We start from the raw sequence: 19795 nt of genomic DNA, 5'->3' as shown, positions 1-19795 counted from the left end.
AGGACGAGCGAGCGGTGAGGACACCCACGATGGACATGCTGTGGAGCGGCTGGGGCGATCCGGCCCGGGCGGCGGCGCTGCCCCGAGCCGTCACCGACCTGCTGCGCGAACTGCTCGGCGTCACCCCGCGCACCGACCCGCCGCTCGCCCTCGAGGACCTCGCCGTCCCCGCCTCCCCGCTCACACCGGCCGCCCGCGCGGCCCTGGTCGCCGCCGTCGGCGGAGAGCCCGCCCACGTCCGCACCGACACCGAGACCCGCGTCCGGCACACCCGCGGCAAGTCCACGCCCGACCTGCTGCGCATCCGGCGCGGCGAGACCGACCGGGCCCCGGCCGCCGTCGTCCTCCCGGCCGGCCACGAGGAGGTGCTGGCCGTCCTGCGGGCCTGCGCCGCCCACGGCCTCGCCTGCGTCCCCTTCGGCGGCGGCACCTCCGTCGTCGGCGGCCTCGCCCCCGAGGGCGCCCGCCCCTTCCTCGCCCTGGACCTGCGCCGCATGGACCGGCTGCTCGCCCTCGACCCCGTCTCCCGCACCGCCACCCTGCAGAGCGGTCTGCGCGCCCCGGACGCGGAGGCACTCCTCGCCGCGCACGGCTTCACCCTCGGCCACTTCCCGCAGTCCTACGAGTGGGCCACCCTCGGCGGCTTCGCCGCGGCCCGCTCCAGCGGCCAGGCCTCCGCCGGGTACGGCCGCTTCGACGAGATGGTGCTGGGCCTCACCCTCGCCACCCCCGAGGGCACGCTCGAAGCCGGCCGCGCCCCCCGCTCCGCCGCCGGCCCCGACCTGCGCCAGCTCGTCCTCGGCTCCGAGGGCGCCCTCGGCGTGATCACCTCCGTGACGGTCCGTGTGCGCCCCGCCCCCCGCAGCCGCGTGTACGAGGGCTGGCGGTTCGATTCGTTCGAGGGGGGCGCCACCGCCCTGCGCCGACTCGCGCAGGACGGACCCCGGCCCACCGTGCTGCGGCTCTCCGACGAGACGGAGACCCTCGTCGGCCTCGCCCGGCCCGGCCGGCTCGACTCCCCGGACGCCCTCCGGGGCGAGGGCTGCCTCGCCGTCACCGGATACGAGGGCACCGAGGAGGACACCGCCCACCGCCGCGAGCGCGCCGCCGCCGTCCTGCGCGACTGCGGCGGCATGTACCTGGGCGAGGAACCCGGCACGCACTGGGCCGAGGGCCGCTACTCGGCCCCCTACCTGCGCGACTCCCTGCTCGACGCGGGCGCGTTCGCCGAGACGCTGGAGACCGCCGCGTTCTGGTCCCGGCTGCCCGGTCTGTACGCCGCCGTCCGCGAGGCGCTCACCACCACGCTCACCGAGGCCGGGACCCCGCCCCTGGTCATGTGCCACATCTCCCACGTGTACGAGAACGGCGCCTCGCTCTACTTCACGGTCGTCTCGGCCCAGGGAACGGACCCGGTGGCGCACTGGGCGCCGGCCAAGCGGGCCGCCGGCGAGGCGATCTGGGCCGCGGGCGGCACCATCAGCCACCACCACGGCATCGGTACCGACCACCGGGAGGGATACCTCCGCGAGGCGGGCCCGCTCGGGATCGAGGCGCTGCGCGCGGTCAAACGACGCCTGGACCCGGAGGGCATACTCAACCCCGGCGTCCTGCTCCCCGAGGACCCGCGGCCGGACCCCTCGGCCCCTCGGGCCCCCTCGGCCGCCCGGCCCGCCGCCTCGGCCCCCGCCCGGCCCGGCACCCCGTCCGCCGACTGAGGAGACACCCCGATGTCACACCCGACGCGACGGTTCACGGCCGTCGTCAACCCCACGGCGGGCGGCTCCACCGCGGCCGCGGCACTGCTGAAGGTGGCCCGCCCCCTGCGCGAGGCCGGCGCCGAACTGGAGACCGAGTACAGCGACAGCCTGACCCACGCCCAGGAACTCGCCAGGCGCGCCGGGGAACGCGGCCGGGTGGTCCTCGCCGTCGGCGGCGACGGCATCGCGGGCGGCATCGGCGGTGCCCTCAGCGGCACCGGCACCGTCCTCGGGCTGATACCCGCCGGACGCGGCAACGACTTCGCCCGCGCCCTCGGCCTGCCCACCGACCCGGCCGCCCTCGCCCGGGTCCTCCTCCACCACGCGCCCCGCCCCGTCGACACCGTCGAGATCGAGTCCGCCGTCCACCACCGCACCGTCGTCCTGGGCAGCGTCTACGCCGGCGTCGACGCCCTGGCCAACCGCCACGCCAACCACACGGCACTGCTGCGCGGCGCCGCCTCCTACTACGCCGGGGGCCTGCGCGCCGTCGCCACCTGGCGGCCGGCCCGGTACCGCGTCACCGTCGACGGCGAGGAACACGCCCACCACGGTTACACCGTCGTCGCCGCCAACTCCCCGTACTACGGCTCCGGCCGCCTCATCGCACCCGACGCCCGCGTCGACGACGGGCTGCTGGAGGTGGTGATGATCAGTCACGCCCCGCGACGGCTCTTCTTCGCCCTCATGCGGGAGCTGCGGACCGGCGCCCACGTCAACCGCCTCCAGGTACGCGTCCTGCGCGGGCGGGAGATCCGCATCGAGGCCGACCGTCCCGTCCCCTACGGGGCGGACGGCGAGGTCGAGGCCACCCTGCCCGTCACCGCCCGGGTCCTGCCGGGCGCCCTCGACGTGCTGTACTGACCGCCGGCTCCGCCCCGCCCGCGCCACCGGGCCCGCCCGCCGGTTTCGACGGAGGGGGAGGGGAACCCGGGGCGGCATGTTCCAGACCCTCGCGCGGGGCTGCGCAGCCGGAGCTGCCGGTACCACCGCGCTCAACGCCGTCACCTACGCCGACATGGCGCTGCGGGGCAGGCCGACCAGCAGCGTCCCCGAGGACGTGGTGGACAGGATCACCGCGGACACCGGCCACCCGGTCCCCGGCACCGGGGACCTCCGCGAGAACCGGCTCACCGGCCTCGGCGCCCTGTCGGGTATCGCGGTGGGCGTCGCGGCGGGTGCCGCCGTCGCGCTCGTCCACCGCGCGGGCGTCCGCGTCCCCCTGTGGCTCGGCGGCCCGGTCACCGGCGCCCTCGCCATGGCCGCGAGCGACCTGCCGATCGCCCGCACGGGGGTCAGCGATCCCCGCACGTGGTCGGCGAAGGACTGGCTCTCGGACATCGTTCCGCACGTCGTCTACGGGCTCGTCACCTACGGCGTCGTGGCCGCCGCCGACCACCGGGACTGAGCGGGACCGGCCGGCCGGCGGGCCCACGGACGCGTCCCCGTCCCCTGCGGACGGGCACCGCACGCCGTCCCTCACGCCCGGGCGGCGTACCGCCAGAAGTCCGGCATGATCCCCTCCGGGACCGGGCCGCTCATGGCCCGCTGGGTCATCAGGACGGCGATCGTGCCGGTGGCGGGGTCCAGATGGGCCGCGGTGCCCGTGCCGCCGACCCAGCCGTAACGGCCGGGGGAGTTCCACGGGTCGCGCTCCGTGAGGTCCACCGAGCCGCCGAAGCCCCAGCCCTGCCCCTGAAGGAACAGCTCGCTCGCGGCGCGCTGCTCGGCGGTGGTGTGATCGGTGCGCATCAGCCGCGCCGAGGACGCCGTGAGCACCGGCCGCCCGTCGGGCGCCGCACCGTCGGCCAGCAGCATCCGGGCGAACGCCAGCCAGTCGTCCACGGTCGAGACGAGGCCGCCCGCACCGGAGGCGAACCCCGGCTCCCGGCTCCAGTCGCCCTCGGGCCCGTCCGTCTGGGTGAGGCCGCCGTCCGGACCGGGCTCGTAGGCGGTGGCGAACCTGCCGAGGCTGCCGGACGGAACGGAGAACCCCGTGTCCGCCATGCCGAGCGGCGCGAGGACGCGTTCGGCCAGGAACTCCGGCAGCGACTGCCCGGCCACCCGGGCGACGAGCACTCCTTGGATGTCGGAGCACGTGTTGTAGAGCCAGGCGTCACCCGGATGGTGCAGCAGCGGGTACTCCCCGAGCCGGGCCATCCAGGTGTCGGCGGAGGGGAAGCCCGCCGGCTCCCAGCTCCCGCCCTGCAGCCCGAACAGCCCCCGCACCTGCGGCAGCGAGAAGTCGGCGGCCATGCCGTATCCCGCCCGCGAGGCCAGCAGGTGGAACACGGTGATGGGCCGGGCGGCCGGGACCGTGTCGTCCGGTTCGCTGTGCGGAGTCCTCACGACGCGCGGCTTCGCGAGCTCCGGCAGCCAGGTCGCGACCGGGTCGTCCAGGGAGAGCCTGCCGTCGTCGACCAGGACCATCAGCGCCGCGGCCGTGAGGGGCTTCGTGAGGGAGGCGATCCGGAACAACGTGTCCCGGGTCATCGGATCGGAGCCCCCGAGCGCCCGTGTGCCGACGGTCGCGGCCTCCGTCTCCTCGCCGCGGGCCACCAGCGCCACCGCCCCCGGCGCCCAGCCCTTGCCGATGTACTCCGACAGCAGATCCTCCAGCGCGCCCATGAGCCCGCCTCCCCATCCCTCGGTCACCGGGCTTCGCTCCCGGGCCCGCGCGGCCGGTCCGCGCGGGGTGAACGCCACGGTGCCACCGCGGGCGTTCGGTAAGGAGACCGGCCGCGCGCCCGGAACTCATCGGTCACTCGTCCAGCACCAGCTCCGGGGAGTACATGTCCATCCACACCGCCAGGTCCAGCGTCTTCTCCAGCCCGCGCCGGGCCGCCTGTGTGCCGGACGGGGTGTCGCGGTGGGCCAGCCGGCGCAGCCGCTCCCGGTCCACCAGGTCGAAGACCGGGTGCGAAGGACGGGAGAGCAGCTCCTTGGCGTGGTCCTGCAGGGCGAGACCGTACTTGGGGTCCTGGGTGGACGGGTACGGGCTCTTGACCCTGTCGTACACCGACTTCGGCAGGACGTCCGCGGTCGCCTCCCGCAGCAGGGTCTTCTCCCGGCCGTCGAAGGACTTCAGCGCCCAGGGCGCGTTGTAGACGTACTCGACCAGCCGGTGGTCGCAGAACGGCACCCGCACTTCGAGCCCGACCGCCATGCTCATCCGGTCCTTCCGGTCGAGCAGCGCCCGCACGAACCGGGTCAGGTGCAGATGGCTCATCCTCCGCATCCGCCACTCGACGTCGCTCTCCCCGTCGAGCCGGCGGACCCCGGCGACGGCGGTGCGGTAGCTGTCGGCCACGTACCCCTCCAGGTCGAGGGAACGGGTCAGCTCCGGGCGCAGCACGGCCGTGTCGTCGCCGAAGTGGCGGCCGAACCGGACGAGCCAGGGGAAGGCCTCCGCGTTTCGCGCCTCCTCGTCGAAGAACTGCAGATAGCCGCCGAACACCTCGTCCGCCGACTCCCCGGACAGCGCGACCGTGGAGTGCCCGCGGACCGCCTTGAACAGCAGATACAGCGAGGCGTCCATGTCGCCGAAGCCCATCGGCAGGTCCCGGGCACGCACGACCGTCGCCCGCACCTCCGGATCGGCGAGCGCCTGCGCGTCCAGGACGATGTCCTGGTGGTCGGTCCGCGCGAGGCGCGCCACGTCGTGCACGAACGGAGCGTCGGGAGTACCGCGCAGTTCGTCGGCGACGAAGTTGTCGGCCTGACCGGCGAAGTCGACGGCGAAGCTGCGCACCCGCTCGCCCCGTTCACCGAGCTGCAGGGCGGCCAGGGCGGTCAACGCGGAGGAGTCCAGCCCTCCTGAGAGCAGGGTGCAGCGCGGCACGTCGGCGACGAGCTGGCGGCGCACGATGTCGTCGAGCAGCGTGCGGACGGTGGCGACCGTGGTGTCCCGGTCGTCGGTGTGCGGCCGGGTCTCCAGCTCCCAGTAGACGCGGGTGCGGATTCCCTGGCGGTCGACGGTGACCACCGTGCCGGGCTCGACCTCGCGGAGGCCGTCCCACACGGCGTGCCCGGGGGTCTTGACGAAGGTGAACAGCTCGCGCAGGCCGTCGAGGCGGACCCGGCGGGGGGCCAGGGGGTTCGCGAGGATCGCTTTGGGCTCCGAGCCGAACAGGACGCCGTCGGCGGTGGGGGAGTAGTAGAACGGCTTGATGCCCATGCGGTCGCGGACCATGACGAGCCGCTGCCGGCGGCCGTCCCAGAGGGCGAAGGCGTACATGCCGTTCAGCCGCTCGGCGAGCGCGTCGCCCCATTCGAGATATCCGCGCAGGACGACCTCGGTGTCGGAGTCGGTGGTGAACCGGTGCCCCCGGCCGGTGAGTTCGCGACGCAGCTCGGTGAAGTTGTACGTCTCCCCGGAGTAGACCAGCGCCACCGTCCCCTCCGGGGTCGCCGCGGTCATGGGCTGCCGGCCGCCGGGCAGATCGATGATGGCGAGCCTGCGGTGCCCGAGGGCCGCGGGCCCCTCGGCCCAGACGCCCCGGTCGTCGGGGCCGCGGCAGGCCATCGTCTCCGTCATCGCGCGCAGCGACGCGTCCTCGGCGCGCAGCTCGCGGTCGAAGGAGACCCAGCCGGTGATGCCGCACATGTGTTACCTCCACTGGCCGAACCAGTTGTATGAAGCACCTATGTGGTGTGTTTCGAGCGTGTGACACGTGTCGGCCGCGGTCAACGCGACCGCCCCGCTCGGGGCCCGGAGCACCCCGCACTTTCGGCCCCGCTTTGCATACGGAAGAGCCTGCGGGGACACCGGGGAGGGCCCCCGGCGGCGCACCCCGCGCGGCGCCCCCGCAGGGAATCGGCCAACGGCAAAGACTTGCTCAACTCCCGGGGCGCGAGCATGCCCCGCGCCCCGCGGGCACGCACGGGGACACCCGAACGGCCCCGCCGCCGGGCTCGGACGCGTGTGTCCGCCGCCCCGGGGGCACTATGCGAACCATGGCAGCCACGCACACGCACGAGGACGGCCCAGACCGGGCCCACCGGCGCCCCGACGGGGTCACCGACACCACCGTGGAGGCCCTGGGCGCCCTGTCCAAGGCCCTGGAGACCACCGAACGGGCCCGCGGCCACCTGTACTCACTGCACCAGCTCACCGGCACCGCCGACCTCGAACTCGACCGCGCGGTCGAGCTGTTGCGCGAGGCGGGGCACGAGGAGTGGGCCGAGCGGGTGCGGCGGGAGATCCTCGGCCGCAACGTCATCCCAGGCCACTGGACCTTCCAGATCGTCGAGGCCTACAACGCCACCTACTACGAGCCCTTCAAGGCCCTGGAGGCAGCGGCCCGCGAGGAACTCGCCGAGGGCAGGGACCACCTCTACGAGGCGGAGATGAAGGAGTCCCGCCGCACCGACGGCCACCCCGCCCACACGGCCCGCCCGGACACCACGCCCGGCTGAGGCGCCCGCGGGTGGTGGGGGCGATGTCGGCGAACGGCGGGACCCTCACGGTGGCGTCCCGGCAGCCGGGCTCCGCCGCGGCGCCTCCCACGGACCGGGATCAGGAGGATGTCACCCGCACGGCCTCCGTCACATGCTCCAGATCCTCCGGCATGACCGCGATGAGAACCTCGCCCTCGGCGGATTCGCACTCCACGATCCGGGACCTCGGGTTGATGGTGAGACCCTCCCTCACCGAGGGCGCCCGCACCCCCGTCCGCCGCAGGCCGCGCGGCAGCGCGACCTCGCGCCTGCCCGGGAAGGACGTCCGCAGGAGCGGATCGGTGCCTGTGAGGAGCAGCCGGCCCACCTTCCAACGGGAGCCCAGGGCGGCCCACTTGAGCATGCACGGCACCTCGGCGGGCTCCCCGTCGGCCATGGCCTCCGACCGCTGCCGCGCCCTGCGCCGCATCAACCACCCGGCGAGAGCCGCGAGCACCGCGAAGAACCCCAATTCGATCACCGTGGCATTCAAGCAGGTGGACGGCCGCCGCGGGCACGGCATCCCATCTCGCGGGTCCGGGTCCGGGTCCGGGTGCGTGGGTGCGTGGGTGCGTGGAGAGCCTGCACCGCATGTTCGACCCCCACACGAGTGAGGGCGACGCCGCGGTCGCGGCAGCCGGTGCGCGGGCCGGCGCGGACGTGGTCCCCGCGAGGTACGGCCGCAGGCTCCGGCGCATCGGCAAGGGCGGCGGGGGCTTCGCCACCGACGCCGACGTGGCGGCCGAGAGGGCGATCCTCGACGTCATCCGTTTTGTGCGCCCCGAGGACGCGGTGCTCGGCGAGGAGGGCGGTCGGCGAGGCGCCGCGTACGTCACCGACGGCGAGAACCTGTCCGGCAGTGTGTACTTCGCGGCCGGCATCGCCCTGTGCCGGGCGGCCGGCTGCGTCGTCACCGGCGTCGAGGGCGCCCCGCTCGACGAGGGGGGGCCGCGGGCTCATGGTCGCCGCCGACGAGGAGACCCATGCGCTGCTGATGTCGATGACGGGCGGCAGCCGGGGCCGCTGAGCACGAGGATTCGCGCGGCCGCCCGTGTGCGACGCTCCCGGACCGCCGTGCGGCCTCACTCCGTACGCGAACCCGCGGCCCGGCCGGGCACCTCCCGGTAAAGGGCCGTCGTCAGGCGGACGAAGGCGCGGATCAGCGGGGTGTCGTGGCCGGTGTTCCAGGCGAGGACCAGCCGGCTGGGCTCCATGCCGTCCAGCGGAACGGCGACGAGCCCCTCGGGCAGGGAATGGCCGAGCGGCGCCAGCCCCACGGCCCCGTCCCACAGCACGGACTGCACGCACTCGTGGACGGTGCGGACGACCGGGCCTTCCTCGGCGCCGTTCGGGCGCCCGGTGACGGCCGAGAGCCCGGCGTCCGGGGACAGTCCGGCGCCCGCGGGGCCCGTCCAGTAGGCCCGCCACACCGGGTCCGTCCCGTCGGGGAACCGGAACCAGCGGCGCCCGGCCAGCTCGGCCTGGCTCAGACGGTCACGGCCGGCGAGGGGGTCGTCCGTGCGCAGGACGACGCCGACCGGGTCGGAGCGCAGCACATGGGTGGTCACGCCGGTGTCGTCGAACGGCGTCCGGGTCAGCGCCACGTCGACCCGGCCCGCACGCAGGCCCGCCGTCGGGTCGGCCAGGTCCGCCTCGCGGATGCGGACGCGCACCTCGGGACGGCGCCTCCGGTACTCCTCGGCCAGCCGGGGGCCCATCTGCTCGACGCTGTCCGCCAGGATGCCCACCGTCAGCGCGGGGGTGCCCGCGGCCGCCGCGACTCGGGCCCGGATGCCCTCGGCCCTCGCGAGCAGCGCGCACGCCTCCTCGTACAGCACGGCCCCGGCCGGTGTCAGGCTCACCCCGGCGGGGGAGCGGAGCAGCAGAGCACAGCCGAGGTCGCCCTCGAGCTGCCGGATCGCCCGGCTCAGCGGCGGCTGGGTCATACGCAGCCGCGCGGCGGCCCGGCCGAAGTGCAGCTCCTCGGCCACGGCCACGAAGTAACGCAGCGTACGGACGTCCATGACGAGCCACGATACCGGCCGGGTATCGGGCATCCCGGCGCCGTGGCGGACGGCCCGCCCGCACACTGAGTCGGCCCGCCCGCACACTGAGTCGGCCCGCCCGCATGCTGTGCCGGCCCGCCCGCATGCTGTGCCGGCCCGCGCGCTGTGCGCGACGCGCCCAGGGTGCGTGCCCGGCGCGTGGCTCAGGAACAGGCCCAGGCCGACAGGCCCTGCAGCGCCGCCAGTTTCTCGGCCACGGCGATCTGTTCGGCGCGGGTGGCCAGATCGGCGCGGGCGGCGTACTGGAGGCCGCCGGCCGCGACCCAGCTCGACTGCTTGAACTGCAGCCCGCCGTAGTGTCCGTTGCCGGTGTTGGCCTGCCAGTTGCCGCTGGACTCGCAGGCGGCGATGGCGTCCCAGTCGGGACCGCGCGGCCCGGCGGGTGCGCTCGCCGCGAGCGCCGCGGGGGCGGTGAACAGGGCTGCGGCGGTGGTCAGGAGGGTGAGCGCCGTACGGAGTCCGCGACGGCGGGGCTCGTGCCGGAGGACCGCGTCAGAGTTCTGATGACCAATCATGCACAAACAGTTACAGGAGGTGAGCGGGGGACGGCCTGTTGGATGCCGCCATCCGTGGCGGGTGAGGTGGAGCCGACGTGGAGCGGCCGGCACCGCCGGGAACCCTGAACTCAGGGCGTCCCGTCCGGTCCGTCCAGTTCCCGCAGCGGTGTGCCCGCCGCCCAGCGCTTCAACCCGGGCCCGTCGACGAGACGCACTCCGCCCCGCCGACGCGCCCACAGCGCGTCCCGGCTGCTGAAGGTGCCGCGGTGCACCACCATCAGCAGCGGCTGCCGGGCGCGCGAGCCGGCCCCCGCGCACAAGGGGTCCTCACCCGGCAGCGGTTCGGCGACGGGCCGGAACGCCACTTCGAGCAGTCTGCCCCCGGCGTCCCGCGCCACCAGCCGGGGCAGGTCCGGCTCGGTGGGGCGCCGTACCCGCCAGCCCTCCCGGCGCAGCATCCGGGCCACCGCCTTGACGAGCCCGGCCATGTCCAGCTCGGCGAGCTCCTCGGGGGTGTAGTAACCGCGCCGACGGCGGGCGAGCGGGCGCCGGTGGAGGAACAGCATGAGAAGTACCAGGACGAGCACGAGCGCGATCGCCACCGGCGCGGCGGCACCGTTCGCCCGGTACAGCACCGCCAACCCGCCCGCCAGCGCGCAGGCGAGGACCACCAGCGTCGCGAACGCGGGCAGCACGTCACGGAGTTCGGGGCCGTAGCGGCCCTGCGCCCGCAGGGTGTCGACCGCGCGCCGCCGGCGGGCGCGCCACGGGCCGCCCGTCCCCTCCCACTGCCCCCTCTGTGCCTCCACGGCCGGCTCCCCCCACCCGCGCTCGCCCGAGCGGACGTCGTAGGGCTACCCGGGGGAGAGGGGCGAACCGTGGGGCAAGAGGACAATCGGCCATCAATCTGGCCGAACCATTGCGCAGGACGGGAGCGAGCGGGCCTGCCGGGCGCGCGACGCGGCTCTCGGACCCGCATCCGGAGCGGCGTGCCCCCGCCGATCGCCGTGCCGTCAGCTGATGCGGGCCACGCCCGCGTAGATGCCGCTGCCCTCCGGGTCCGCGGGAGGCGTGGCGGAGCCGGTCCACTCGGTGGCGGTGACCAGGCCCGGCGGGACCATCTCGAGTCCGTCGAAGAAGCGGGCCACCTCGTCGCGGGTACGGAAGGCGAGGCGGATGCCCCCCTTCGCGTACTGGTCGACCACCTGCTGGGCCAGCTCCGGATACACGTCGATCCCGGCGTGCGAGAGGACCAGGTAGCTGCCCGGGGGCAGCACGTCCACCAGCCTGCGGACGATGCCGTGGGCGTCCTGCTCGTCGCTGATGAAGTGCATCAGGGCGATCACCGAGAGCGCGATCGGCCGGTCGAAGTCGAGGACGCCGCGCGCGTGCCGCACTATCTGCTCCGGTTCGCGCACATCGGCCTGGATGTAGTCGGTGGCACCCGCGGGGTCACTGATGAGCAGGGCCTCGGCGTGCCGCAGCACGATCGGGTCGTTGTCCGCGTAGACGATGCGGGCGGAGGGCACCGTCCGCTGCACGATCTGGTGCAGGTTGGGCGCGGTGGGGATGCCGGTGCCGATGTCGAGGAACTGGTCGACGCCCTGCCCGGCGAGATAGGCGGCAGCGCGGTGCATGAACTCACGGTTCTGCCGCGCCCCGTCCCGCGCCTCGGGCGGCAGCGTGCTGCCCACGGCCTCGTCGACGGGGTAGTTGTCCTTGCCGCCGAGGAGCCAGTCGTAGACCCGTGCGGGATGAGCCTTGCTGGTGTCGATCCGGGGAGGCTGGGGGGTGGCACTCGTCATGGCAGGCTCCGTCGTCCGCGGGATGATCCTCTACCGCACTTTTTCGATGATCGTACTCTCATCTGCCGTTCCGGCTGGGCGAGTTGGCCGCCCAGTGGGACGGCGCCGCCGTGACGACCGCCCACCGGCCGTGACGGGACAGCCCAAGGACGCGCATGCGGGCGGTCTCGAGGGCGACGACCGTCACGGCCGGTGGATGAGCCTTACGAACCCTCAGGACGTCCAGGACCTGAGCATGTCCTTCATGCTGTCCGTCAGGGCGAGTTGCAGCAGCGGGCCGTAGGTGATCCGGCCGACGCCGAGGCGGCGGAAGCGGTCGAGGTCGTGCTTGACGGGGTGGGCCGTGGAGTTCACGGGGACGCCGACCGCGCCGGTCACGGCGGTGAGCAGCTCGTCGTCGTCCTGGATGCCCACCGGGTAGACGCTGTCGGCGCCGGCCTGTTCCAGGCTCCGGAGCCGCTCGATCGCCTCGTCGAGGACACCGGAGGCGTCCTGGGCGTGCAGGAACAGGTCGGTGCGCCCGTTCACCCAGAGCGGGACCCCCGCGTCGTCGGCCGCCGCGCGCAGGCCGGCGATGTAGGCGGCGTGCTCCTGGGTACCGCGCACCCGGCCGCCCTCGGAGTGCACGGTGTCCTCGACGTTGAGGCCCACCCCGCCGACCTCGAGGAGCCCGGTGACGAGGTCGGCGGGCTTCTGCCCGTACCCGGCCTCCAGGTCGACCGACACCGGGACGTCGACCGCCGCGATGATGGGTGCGACGGCGGCGAGGACCTCCTCGAAGGTCTGCCCCTCGTGGTCCTCCGCGCCGCGGGAGTCGGCGAGCGGGTGGCTGCCGATGGTCAGCGCGGGGAATCCGGCGGCCACTGCCGTGCGCGCGGACCAGACGTCCCAGACGGTCGGCAGCACGAGCGGCTGGTGCTGGGCGTGCAGCTGCTTGAGGCGTTGAGCGCGCTCAACGGTGGTGTGGAGGGTCATGCGGGCAACGCTACCCCGGCACCGCCGACCACCGGGTGGAGGACGGGCGTTCACCGCCGCCGCCCGTCACGTGGGGCGCGGAGTGTGGTGCCGGGACATGCGCTGTCCTGACGCGGCGTCGGCAGCGCCGTGCGCGAGGACGTGGCAACGCCCCCGGCGGCCGCTTCCACGGGCGACGCGTGCCGGATCGCGCGAGGGTGCCCGCGGCGCGCGACAGCACCCGGGGTGCGCACATGTGCGTCCACCCGGTCCGTTCGCCCCCTGCCCGGGCGCGAGCGGCAGGGGCAGGGTGGGCGGTCGTCCGGGGGAAGCCGTCCCGGCGCGCCGTCGCGGAAGGGCTGGGTGGGGCTGGTGGTTCCGGTGGACGAACGGCGGGAGGAGAGGGCTGACGAGGTCCGTTTCGACGGCCGCGTGGTCGTGGTGACCGGCGCGGGCAGGGGACTGGGCCGGGAGTACGCGCTGCTCCTCGCGGCGCGCGGCGCGCAGGTCGTGGTCAATGACGTGGGGAGCGCGACCGACGGGCACGGCACCTCACCCGCGCCCGCGCGGGCCGTGGCGCAGGAGATCAGGGTGGCGGGCGGGCAGGCGCTGGCGGACGGGCACGACGTGGCCACCGCGGCCGGCGCGCACGCCCTCACCGCGGCCGCGCTGGAGCGGTTCGGGCGGCTGGACGCCCTGGTCAACAACGCGGGCATCTCGATCCTGCGCCCACTGACCGAACTCACCGACGACGAGTGCCGGCGGGTGCTGGACACGCACGCGGGCGGGACACTGCACATGCTGCGGGCCGTGTGGCCGCACATGACCGCGGCCGGGTACGGGCGCATCGTCAACACCTGCTCCGACGCCCTGTTCGGCGACACCGGGCTCAGCGCGTACGCCGCGGGCAAGGGCGCCGTGCTCGGCCTGACCACCGCGGCGGCAGCGGAAGGCGCCGCCCACGGCATCAAGGTCAACGCGGTCGTACCCGTCGCCGCGACCCGCATGTCCCTGGAGGCGGTCCGGGACGACCCACGGACGACCGCGCTGCTGACCGACCTGTTCCCCGCTCGGCACGTCGCCCCGGTGGTGGCCCTGCTGGCCCACGACGGCGCCCCCTGCACCGGCCACCTCCTGCACGCGGCCGGCCGCCGCACCGCACGGATCTTCCTGGGCGCCACCGAAGGCGTCCTGTGGACGCACGACCCCACACCGGAGGCGGTTCGCGACGGCTTCGCGCGGATCAGCGACACCGGGACGTTCCGCACACCGGCGAGCGTCAGCGAGTCCATGGGATTCTCCCTCGCCCGGCTGGGCGCCGGAGCGGCCGGGACACCCGTCCTCGACCTCACGACCCCGGCCGCCCGCGCATGACGCCCACCCGCCCGCGCATGACGCGCGCCCGCCTGCGCACGACGCTCACCCGCGCCCACCCGCACATGACGCCCACCCGCCCGCGCGCGACCTGCTCCCGCCCACCTCATACCGCCCGCCGCGGCTCAGGCAGGGTTCCGTGCCCCAGGACATGACCTTCGACCTCCCCGCCGCGCGGATCAGCCCCGACCTCGACGGGGCTCGCCGGCACCACCTGGACTGGGTTCGCCGCACCGGTCTGGCCGCCGGTGAACGGTCACTGGCCTGGTACGAATCCTGGGACATGCCGCGCCTGGCCGCGCTCGGCTTCCCACACGCCCGGGGCCCGGCCCTGGACCTGCTGGCGGACGCGATGGGCTTCTTCTTCGTCTTCGACGACCAGTTCGACGGCCCCCTCGGCCGCGACCCCGCCGAGACCGCCCACGTCTGCCAGGTGCTGATCGACATCGCGCACGGCGCCCCGCCGCCGCCCGGTGCCGACGCCTGCACCACTGCGTTCGCCGACGTCCGGGCCCGCGGCACCGAGGGCGCCCACCCGGCCTGGACCGCCCGCACCGCCCACGAATGGGAGTACTACTTCGCCGCGCAGGCCCACGAGGCGCGGGGCCGCCTGCGCGGCACCCCGGCGGACCTCGACACCTACCTCGAGGTCCGGCGCGGCATCGCCGCCACCGACCTGCCCCTCTCCCTCGGGGAACGCGCGGCCGGCCTCACCGTCCCCGCGTCCGCCTTCCACAGTCCCGAGCTGCGCCTCATGCGCCGGGACGCCATCGACGTCACCCTGATGTGCAACGACGTCTATTCCCTGGAGAAGGAGGAGGCCCGCGGCGACATGGACAACCTCGTCCTCGTCCTGGAACGGGCCCGCCACCTCACCCGCGAGGAAGCCCTCACCGCGGCACGCGGCGAAGTGGACCGGCGCGTGCGGCGCTTCGACCGCCTCGCGGCACAGGTCCCCACCGTCGGCACGCAACTCGCCCTCACCGAAGGGGAACGGGCCGAGGTCGCCGCCTACGTCCGCGTCATGGCGGCCTGGATGAGCGGCTACCACGCCTGGCAGACCGAGACCCACCGCTACCGCGACGCCCCCCGGGTCGTGCCCCCTTCGGGCCCGGGCCACCTCGACCGGCTCCTGCACACGACCTCGCACCGTCCCCCGCCCACCGGACCGGGGGCCTCCCCGGCCCGGTGACCGGCCCACCCCCGAGGGCGGACCGCGAAAGCGGCCACGGACCGCTCCCGGACATCTTGACAACGGCATTGGTCTGGACCAAGTTGTGAGCGCTGCGCCCCTCCAACTCCCCACCCGCCGGAGGCCCTTGTGGACCGCGCCCGACGCCCCAGATCCGTCCTCGCCGCGCTCACGGCCACCCTGCTCGCCGTGCCCGCCCTCACCGCGCTCTCCTCGCCCGCCGGCGCGGCCGACGCGGACCTCGCGGTCAACGGCGGCTTCGAGTCCGGCCTGACCGGATGGACCTGCACGGCCGGCACGACCGTCGACTCACCGGTGCACGGCGGACGTTCCGCGCTGCGGGCCACCCCGGCCGGCAACGACAACGCCCAGTGCGCCCAGACGGTGACCGTCCAGCCCGACGCGCAGTACACCCTGTCCGGGTACGTCCGCGGTTCCTACGTCTACCTCGGCGCGAACGGCGCCGGCACCAGCGACGTCTCCACCTGGACCCAGTCCGCCCCCGACTGGCAGAAACTGAGCACCACCTTCCGCACCGGCCCCACCACCACCAAGGTCACCCTCTACACCCACGGCTGGTACGGCACCGGCGCCTACCAGGCCGACGACCTCACCCTCGTCGGCCCCGGCGGCAGCGGCACCGGGCAACCGCCCGCCGCCCCGGCCGGCCTCAGGACCACTTCCGTCACCTCGTCCTCCGTCGGCCTGTCCTGGTCGGCGGTGACCGGCGCGACGAGCTACGCGCTCTACCGCGACGGGACCCGGGTCCAGAACGTGACCGGCACCTCGGCGACCGTGTCCGGCCTCGCGGCCTCGACCGCGTACAGCTTCCAGGTGACCGCGGCCAACGCCGCCGGCGAGTCACCGAGGTCCACGGCCGTCACCGCCACCACCGGCGCCGGGACCGGCGGCGGCCCGTCCGACCTGCCCGCCCACGCCCTCGTCGGCTATCTGCACGCCGGCTTCGCCAACGGTGCCGGCTACACCCGGCTCGCCGACGTCCCCGACAGCTGGGACGTCATCGACCTGGCCTTCGGCGAGCCCACCTCGGCCACCTCCGGAGACATCCGCTTCAACCGCTGCTCGAGCGGGGGAGAGTGCCCCGGCGCGGAGAGCGACGCCGACTTCAAGGCCGCGATCAAGGCCAAGCAGGCCGCCGGCAAGAAGGTGCTGATCTCGATCGGCGGCCAGAACGGCCAGGTCCAGCTGACCACGACGGCCGCCCGGGACGCCTTCGTCTCTTCCGTCTCGAAGATCATCGACACCTGGGGCCTGGACGGCCTGGACGTCGACTTCGAGGGCCACTCCCTGTCGCTGAACGCCGACGACACCGACTTCAAGCACCCCACCACGCCCGTGGTCGTGAACCTCATCTCGGCCCTGAAGACCCTGAAGGCGAAGTACGGGACGAAGTTCGTCCTCACGATGGCCCCGGAGACGTTCTTCGTGCAGAACGGCTACCAGTTCTACGGCACCGGCAAGTGGGGCGGCCAGGATCCACGCTGCGGCGCCTACCTCCCGGTCATCCACGCCCTGCGCGAGGACCTGACCCTGCTGCACGTCCAGGACTACAACTCGGGCCCGATCATGGGCCTGGACAACCAGTACCACTCCATGGGCGGAGCCGACTTCCACATCGCCATGACCGACATGCTGCTCACCGGCTTCCCGGTGGCCGGCGACCCGGACAACGTCTTCCCGCCGCTGCGCCCCGACCAGGTCGCGATCGGCATGCCGGCCTCCACGAACGCGGGCAACGGCTACGTCTCCCCGGCCGAGGTCACGAAGACCCTGGACTGCCTGACCAAGAAGACCGACTGCGGCTCGTACACCACCCACGGCACCTGGCCGGCGCTGCGGGGCCTGATGACATGGTCGATCAACTGGGACCGGTTCTCCAGCTGGCAGTTCCAGAAGACCTTCGACGGCTACTTCGGCTGACACACCTCCCGCTGCCTCGTCGTCAAGTAGTCGGGTGGGGGAGAGCTGCGGACACAGGCGGCCGGTGAGCGACCAGGCGACCTGCCTCAGGTGGAGAGCGGCCAGGCGGGGCAGGCGGCGAGTCACCTCTCCCCGGTCGTCGAAGTCGAAGTCCCAGGAAGGGTCCAGTTGCGGGTATCGAACGTGAACTCGCCGGCGGGGAACTGCTCACCGGTCGCCATGAGGTGTGCGGTCCAGGCGACACCGAGTACGTCCCCGCCCTCCAGGTCCAGGCCGTCGGCGGCCGGGGCATGCACGAGGGGCAGCCCTGCGAGCGCATCAGGATCGGCGACCATGGTCTCGAAGACCTCACGCCCCTGTGCGATCGGCCAACCACGGAAGTAGTCGAAGCCGTCGTCGGAGCAGCCGTCGCTGACGAGGTGGGCGGCGGCCCGCAACGGGAGCGTGCAGGACTCAGCCATCAGGTCCCACAGCACCTGCTGCGCGGCGACGATCTTCCCGACCGGACGGCAGGCAGGCAGGGAAGCCGCCTCACGAGCGACCGCTTCACTGTGGCCGACCGCCGTCTCCGACCTCGAACGCGGGCTCCGCCGCGACGACGAGCTCGCCAGCGCCTACCGGGACTGGCTCGCCGCGGCCCGACTGCTCTGGGGCATGGCCGCCGACCTCAGCGCTGGGAATCGCTGACGAGTTCAGCAAGCTGGAGGTGGCCCCGGTCAGCGGTGCTGACCGCCCCTCTTGAAGGGCCGGGGCTGGTAGCGACCGTGGGGGTGCAGAAGCCTGCGGCGACTGACGTGGACTGCCAGGTGCGTGACGACGGTGGCCGGGACGAGGAAACCGGCGATCCATGACGTGCGCAGTGTGATGTCGGCCAAGGACATGGCCGTCTTCCAGCCGTGGGGAAGACCGAAGAGAAGAGCCGAGACGAGGAGCGAGAGCACGGCCGATGCCAGCACGGCGACAGCCACCCGGCGAGCAAGCCCTTCCCACCACATGCCAGTGGCATCCCGATCCACGCTGCCTCCCTCACCGTTCGTGCGGGCATTGTCGCTCACGACCTGCGGCGGGCGACAGAACAGCGTCAAGCAAGCAGCAGCGCGGGAAGGGCGATCCGGTGCACACAGCTGCTTGACGATCGACAGGAGCATCAGCACACGGCGTCCGCGCACGGCGCTGGCCCATCTCGCCCACGAGTACCGGGTGATGGCCGCCCTGCCCCTGTCGGTCCACGCCGACGTGCTGCGCGCGCTGCTGTCCGTAACAGTGGTGAGGCTCGCGCAGGCACGCGGACCGGTGACCCGGTCGGCGCCCGCATCGCGGACGTTCGCCCGTTTCCACGCGGCCGTCGAGCGGGACCATGCCGTGACCCGGCGCGTGGAGGACCACGCGGCGGCACTCGGGTTACAGCCCGCGCACCCTGACCCGCGCGAGGCTCGCAGCGACGGGCCGCACCGCCGAGCAGTACGTCGACGACCGGGTGCTTCTCGAGGCGAAGCGGCTGCTGTGGCACAGCGGCCTCACCGCGAAGGAGGTCGCCGACCGGCTCGGGTTCACCGACGCCGGCGACTTCACCAAGTTCTTCCGACTGCGCACGGGCGTGACACCGGGCACCTTCCGCGAGCACCCGTCGCCGGCCGCGTGAGGTGACACCCGGCCGCAGGCCCGTCATGGATCTCGCGGGCATCGACCAGCGGCTCACCGACCGGCAGTCGATGCGCTGCCGGCAGACCGAGGAGGCGCTGCCCGTCCGAACAACCGATATCGAAGGCGCGCTGACTGTCCGAACGAATCACATCGGCGGCGCGCTGTCCGTCCTCACGGCCGGCATCGAAGGCGCCCTGCTCGTCATCACGGCTGAATGCGCCGCATGCGACGAGAAGCACGGATCGTCATCGCCCGTCACACTGGACCCGTACCGTTCCGCGTCCCCGCCCTCGCACGGCGGGGGAGCGGCACCCCACCACGGAGGACTGACGATGGCCCCCGCCCATGCCACCTACGCGATCACCGGGGCCACCGGCCGCCTCGGCGGCCGCATCGCCCGCCGCCTGGCCGACGCGGGCATCGAACAGACCCTCCTGGCCCGCACCCCCGCCCGCGCTCCCCGACTCGCCGGTGCCACGCCGGCACCCGGCGCCTACGACGACCACGAGGCCCTCGTACGCGCCCTGCGCGAGACCGACCGCGTCCTGATGGTCTCCGCCGCCGAGTCCCCCGACCGCCTCCACGCGCACCGCACGTTCGTCGACGCGGCGGCCGAGGCGGGTGTGGCGCATCTGGTGTACATCTCCTTCTACGCCGCCGCGCCCGAGGCCACCTTCACCCTGGCCCGGGACCACTGGCACACCGAGCAGCACATCCGTGCCTCCGGCATCCCGTTCACGTTTCTGCGTGACAACCTCTACGCCGACTTCATGCCCGCTCTCGTCGGTGCGGACGGTGCCATCCGTGGGCCGGCCGCACCTACGAACTGACCGGACCGGAGGCGCTGACCCTCACCGACGTGGCCCGGATCCTCACCGCCGTCGGAGGCCGGCCCGTCTCCTACGTCCCGGAGACGATCGAGGAGGCGTACGCCTCGCGCGCGGCGTTCGGTGCGGCCGACTGGCAACTGGACGCTTGGGTGTCCACCTACACGGCGATCGCCGACGGCTCCCTCGCCACCGTGACCACCGCGATCCCCGACCTCACCGGGCACCCCGCGGCGCCGCTGGAGCAGGTGCTGCGGACCGCGTCCGGCCCGCCCGCGGGCTGACCGGGCCCGGTC

At 73.9% G+C, this 19795-nt stretch carries 19 protein-coding genes and 2 pseudogenes; 11 read left to right on the top strand and 10 right to left on the bottom strand.

Annotation, left to right across the window (positions count from 1 at the left end; translation table 11 throughout):
• The first annotated feature begins 29 nt into the window (after positions 1–29).
• The 3 genes from OHB09_RS02190 (at position 30) to OHB09_RS02180 (ending at position 3168) form a co-directional block, all read left to right on the top strand.
• The gene (locus OHB09_RS02190) at positions 30–1718 is read left to right on the top strand and encodes an FAD-binding oxidoreductase (RefSeq protein ID WP_191853869.1); all 1689 of its coding nucleotides are present in this window, start codon (positions 30–32) and stop codon (positions 1716–1718) included.
• A gap of 12 nt (positions 1719–1730) precedes the next feature.
• Positions 1731–2624 (top strand): YegS/Rv2252/BmrU family lipid kinase, encoded by an 894-nt coding sequence (locus OHB09_RS02185; protein ID WP_006140492.1) that lies wholly within the window; start codon positions 1731–1733, stop codon positions 2622–2624.
• 76 nt (positions 2625–2700) lie between these two features.
• The gene (locus OHB09_RS02180; protein ID WP_093590577.1) at positions 2701–3168 is read left to right on the top strand and encodes a hypothetical protein; all 468 of its coding nucleotides are present in this window, start codon (positions 2701–2703) and stop codon (positions 3166–3168) included.
• Positions 3169–3239: 71 nt separating this feature from the next.
• Here the strand turns inward: OHB09_RS02180 and OHB09_RS02175 are convergent, their stop codons facing one another.
• Entirely contained in the window at positions 3240–4388 is a 1149-nt protein-coding gene (locus OHB09_RS02175; protein WP_328921532.1) for a serine hydrolase domain-containing protein, read from the bottom strand.
• Positions 4389–4521: 133 nt separating this feature from the next.
• Positions 4522–6366 carry an asparagine synthase (glutamine-hydrolyzing) gene (gene asnB / locus OHB09_RS02170; RefSeq protein WP_328921531.1) on the bottom strand — a complete coding sequence of 615 codons (1845 nt, stop codon included), beginning with the start codon at positions 6364–6366 and terminating at the stop codon, positions 4522–4524.
• 350 nt (positions 6367–6716) lie between these two features.
• On the opposite strand from asnB, the gene OHB09_RS02165 reads away from it, so the two are divergent.
• Positions 6717–7178 carry a hypothetical protein gene (locus OHB09_RS02165; protein WP_006140496.1) on the top strand — a complete coding sequence of 154 codons (462 nt, stop codon included), beginning with the start codon at positions 6717–6719 and terminating at the stop codon, positions 7176–7178.
• A gap of 100 nt (positions 7179–7278) precedes the next feature.
• On the opposite strand, the gene OHB09_RS02160 is transcribed toward OHB09_RS02165, so the two are convergent.
• Positions 7279–7680 (bottom strand): hypothetical protein, encoded by a 402-nt coding sequence (locus tag OHB09_RS02160; protein WP_319118152.1) that lies wholly within the window; start codon positions 7678–7680, stop codon positions 7279–7281.
• Between the two features lie 110 nt (positions 7681–7790).
• On the opposite strand from OHB09_RS02160, the pseudogene OHB09_RS02155 reads away from it, so the two are divergent.
• Positions 7791–8226 (top strand): annotated as a pseudogene (locus OHB09_RS02155) (hypothetical protein).
• Between the two features lie 55 nt (positions 8227–8281).
• Here the strand turns inward: OHB09_RS02155 and OHB09_RS02150 are convergent.
• The 5 genes from OHB09_RS02150 to OHB09_RS02130 all read right to left on the bottom strand — a co-directional run bounded on the left by OHB09_RS02150 (position 8282) and on the right by OHB09_RS02130 (position 12542).
• The gene (locus tag OHB09_RS02150) at positions 8282–9223 is read right to left on the bottom strand and encodes a LysR family transcriptional regulator (protein ID WP_191853853.1); all 942 of its coding nucleotides are present in this window, start codon (positions 9221–9223) and stop codon (positions 8282–8284) included.
• Positions 9224–9408: 185 nt separating this feature from the next.
• On the bottom strand, positions 9409–9780 hold the full coding sequence (locus tag OHB09_RS02145; RefSeq protein WP_093590583.1) for a transglycosylase family protein: 372 nt from the start codon (positions 9778–9780) through the stop codon (positions 9409–9411).
• A gap of 110 nt (positions 9781–9890) precedes the next feature.
• Entirely contained in the window at positions 9891–10571 is a 681-nt protein-coding gene (locus OHB09_RS02140; RefSeq protein WP_006140501.1) for a hypothetical protein, read from the bottom strand.
• A 204-nt stretch (positions 10572–10775) separates the two neighbouring features.
• Complete coding sequence (locus tag OHB09_RS02135; RefSeq protein WP_006140502.1) at positions 10776–11567, bottom strand: SAM-dependent methyltransferase; 792 nt, start codon at positions 11565–11567, stop codon at positions 10776–10778.
• Positions 11568–11780: 213 nt separating this feature from the next.
• Positions 11781–12542: an isocitrate lyase/PEP mutase family protein gene (locus OHB09_RS02130; RefSeq protein ID WP_191853852.1), complete on the bottom strand. Its 762-nt coding sequence runs from the start codon at positions 12540–12542 to the stop codon at positions 11781–11783.
• Between the two features lie 342 nt (positions 12543–12884).
• Here OHB09_RS02130 and OHB09_RS02125 point away from each other — a divergent pair, with 342 nt between their 5' ends.
• The 3 genes from OHB09_RS02125 (at position 12885) to OHB09_RS02115 (ending at position 17028) form a co-directional block, all read left to right on the top strand.
• Positions 12885–13895: an SDR family NAD(P)-dependent oxidoreductase gene (locus OHB09_RS02125; RefSeq protein WP_319118142.1), complete on the top strand. Its 1011-nt coding sequence runs from the start codon at positions 12885–12887 to the stop codon at positions 13893–13895.
• Between the two features lie 151 nt (positions 13896–14046).
• Complete coding sequence (locus OHB09_RS02120) at positions 14047–15087, top strand: terpene synthase family protein (RefSeq protein ID WP_328921530.1); 1041 nt, start codon at positions 14047–14049, stop codon at positions 15085–15087.
• A gap of 129 nt (positions 15088–15216) precedes the next feature.
• The gene (locus OHB09_RS02115; protein WP_191892049.1) at positions 15217–17028 is read left to right on the top strand and encodes a chitinase; all 1812 of its coding nucleotides are present in this window, start codon (positions 15217–15219) and stop codon (positions 17026–17028) included.
• Positions 17029–17150: 122 nt separating this feature from the next.
• Here OHB09_RS02115 and OHB09_RS02110 read toward each other — a convergent pair whose 3' ends face one another.
• Positions 17151–17549 carry a DUF4240 domain-containing protein gene (locus tag OHB09_RS02110; protein WP_319352200.1) on the bottom strand — a complete coding sequence of 133 codons (399 nt, stop codon included), beginning with the start codon at positions 17547–17549 and terminating at the stop codon, positions 17151–17153.
• Between OHB09_RS02110 and OHB09_RS02105 the strand changes: the two genes are divergently transcribed.
• Positions 17473–17715 (top strand): hypothetical protein, encoded by a 243-nt coding sequence (locus OHB09_RS02105; protein WP_318295395.1) that lies wholly within the window; start codon positions 17473–17475, stop codon positions 17713–17715. The two genes, OHB09_RS02110 and OHB09_RS02105, sit on opposite strands and share 77 nt — an antisense overlap.
• A gap of 29 nt (positions 17716–17744) precedes the next feature.
• Here the strand turns inward: OHB09_RS02105 and OHB09_RS02100 are convergent, their stop codons facing one another.
• Positions 17745–18182 carry a hypothetical protein gene (locus tag OHB09_RS02100; RefSeq protein ID WP_318295396.1) on the bottom strand — a complete coding sequence of 146 codons (438 nt, stop codon included), beginning with the start codon at positions 18180–18182 and terminating at the stop codon, positions 17745–17747.
• Between the two features lie 263 nt (positions 18183–18445).
• On the opposite strand from OHB09_RS02100, the gene OHB09_RS02095 reads away from it, so the two are divergent.
• Entirely contained in the window at positions 18446–18670 is a 225-nt protein-coding gene (locus tag OHB09_RS02095; protein WP_318295399.1) for a helix-turn-helix domain-containing protein, read from the top strand.
• A 334-nt stretch (positions 18671–19004) separates the two neighbouring features.
• Positions 19005–19783 (top strand): annotated as a pseudogene (locus tag OHB09_RS33280) (NAD(P)H-binding protein).
• Positions 19784–19795: the final 12 nt, after the last annotated feature.

Origin of the sequence: Streptomyces griseoaurantiacus, assembly GCF_036189845.1 — a bacterium.
GTDB lineage: Bacteria > Actinomycetota > Actinomycetes > Streptomycetales > Streptomycetaceae > Streptomyces > Streptomyces griseoaurantiacus.
Note: the sequence above shows the minus strand (reverse complement) of the source record. Positions and strands in the feature narration are given on the sequence as shown.

What these genes read in the sequence shown, in the direction of transcription:
- OHB09_RS02180 (WP_093590577.1), top strand. Translation starts at nt 2,701, where the DNA reads ATGTTCCAGACCCTCGCGCGGGGCTGCGCAGCCGGAGCTGCCGGTACC.
- OHB09_RS02175 (WP_328921532.1), bottom strand. Translation starts at nt 4,388, where the DNA reads ATGGGCGCGCTGGAGGATCTGCTGTCGGAGTACATCGGCAAGGGCTGG.
- OHB09_RS02135 (WP_006140502.1), bottom strand. Translation starts at nt 11,567, where the DNA reads ATGACGAGTGCCACCCCCCAGCCTCCCCGGATCGACACCAGCAAGGCT.
- OHB09_RS02120 (WP_328921530.1), top strand. Translation starts at nt 14,047, where the DNA reads ATGACCTTCGACCTCCCCGCCGCGCGGATCAGCCCCGACCTCGACGGG.
- OHB09_RS02145 (WP_093590583.1), bottom strand. Translation starts at nt 9,780, where the DNA reads ATGATTGGTCATCAGAACTCTGACGCGGTCCTCCGGCACGAGCCCCGC.
- OHB09_RS02130 (WP_191853852.1), bottom strand. Translation starts at nt 12,542, where the DNA reads ATGACCCTCCACACCACCGTTGAGCGCGCTCAACGCCTCAAGCAGCTG.
- asnB (WP_328921531.1), bottom strand. Translation starts at nt 6,366, where the DNA reads ATGTGCGGCATCACCGGCTGGGTCTCCTTCGACCGCGAGCTGCGCGCC.
- OHB09_RS02150 (WP_191853853.1), bottom strand. Translation starts at nt 9,223, where the DNA reads ATGGACGTCCGTACGCTGCGTTACTTCGTGGCCGTGGCCGAGGAGCTG.
- OHB09_RS02190 (WP_191853869.1), top strand. Translation starts at nt 30, where the DNA reads ATGGACATGCTGTGGAGCGGCTGGGGCGATCCGGCCCGGGCGGCGGCG.
- OHB09_RS02185 (WP_006140492.1), top strand. Translation starts at nt 1,731, where the DNA reads ATGTCACACCCGACGCGACGGTTCACGGCCGTCGTCAACCCCACGGCG.
- OHB09_RS02165 (WP_006140496.1), top strand. Translation starts at nt 6,717, where the DNA reads ATGGCAGCCACGCACACGCACGAGGACGGCCCAGACCGGGCCCACCGG.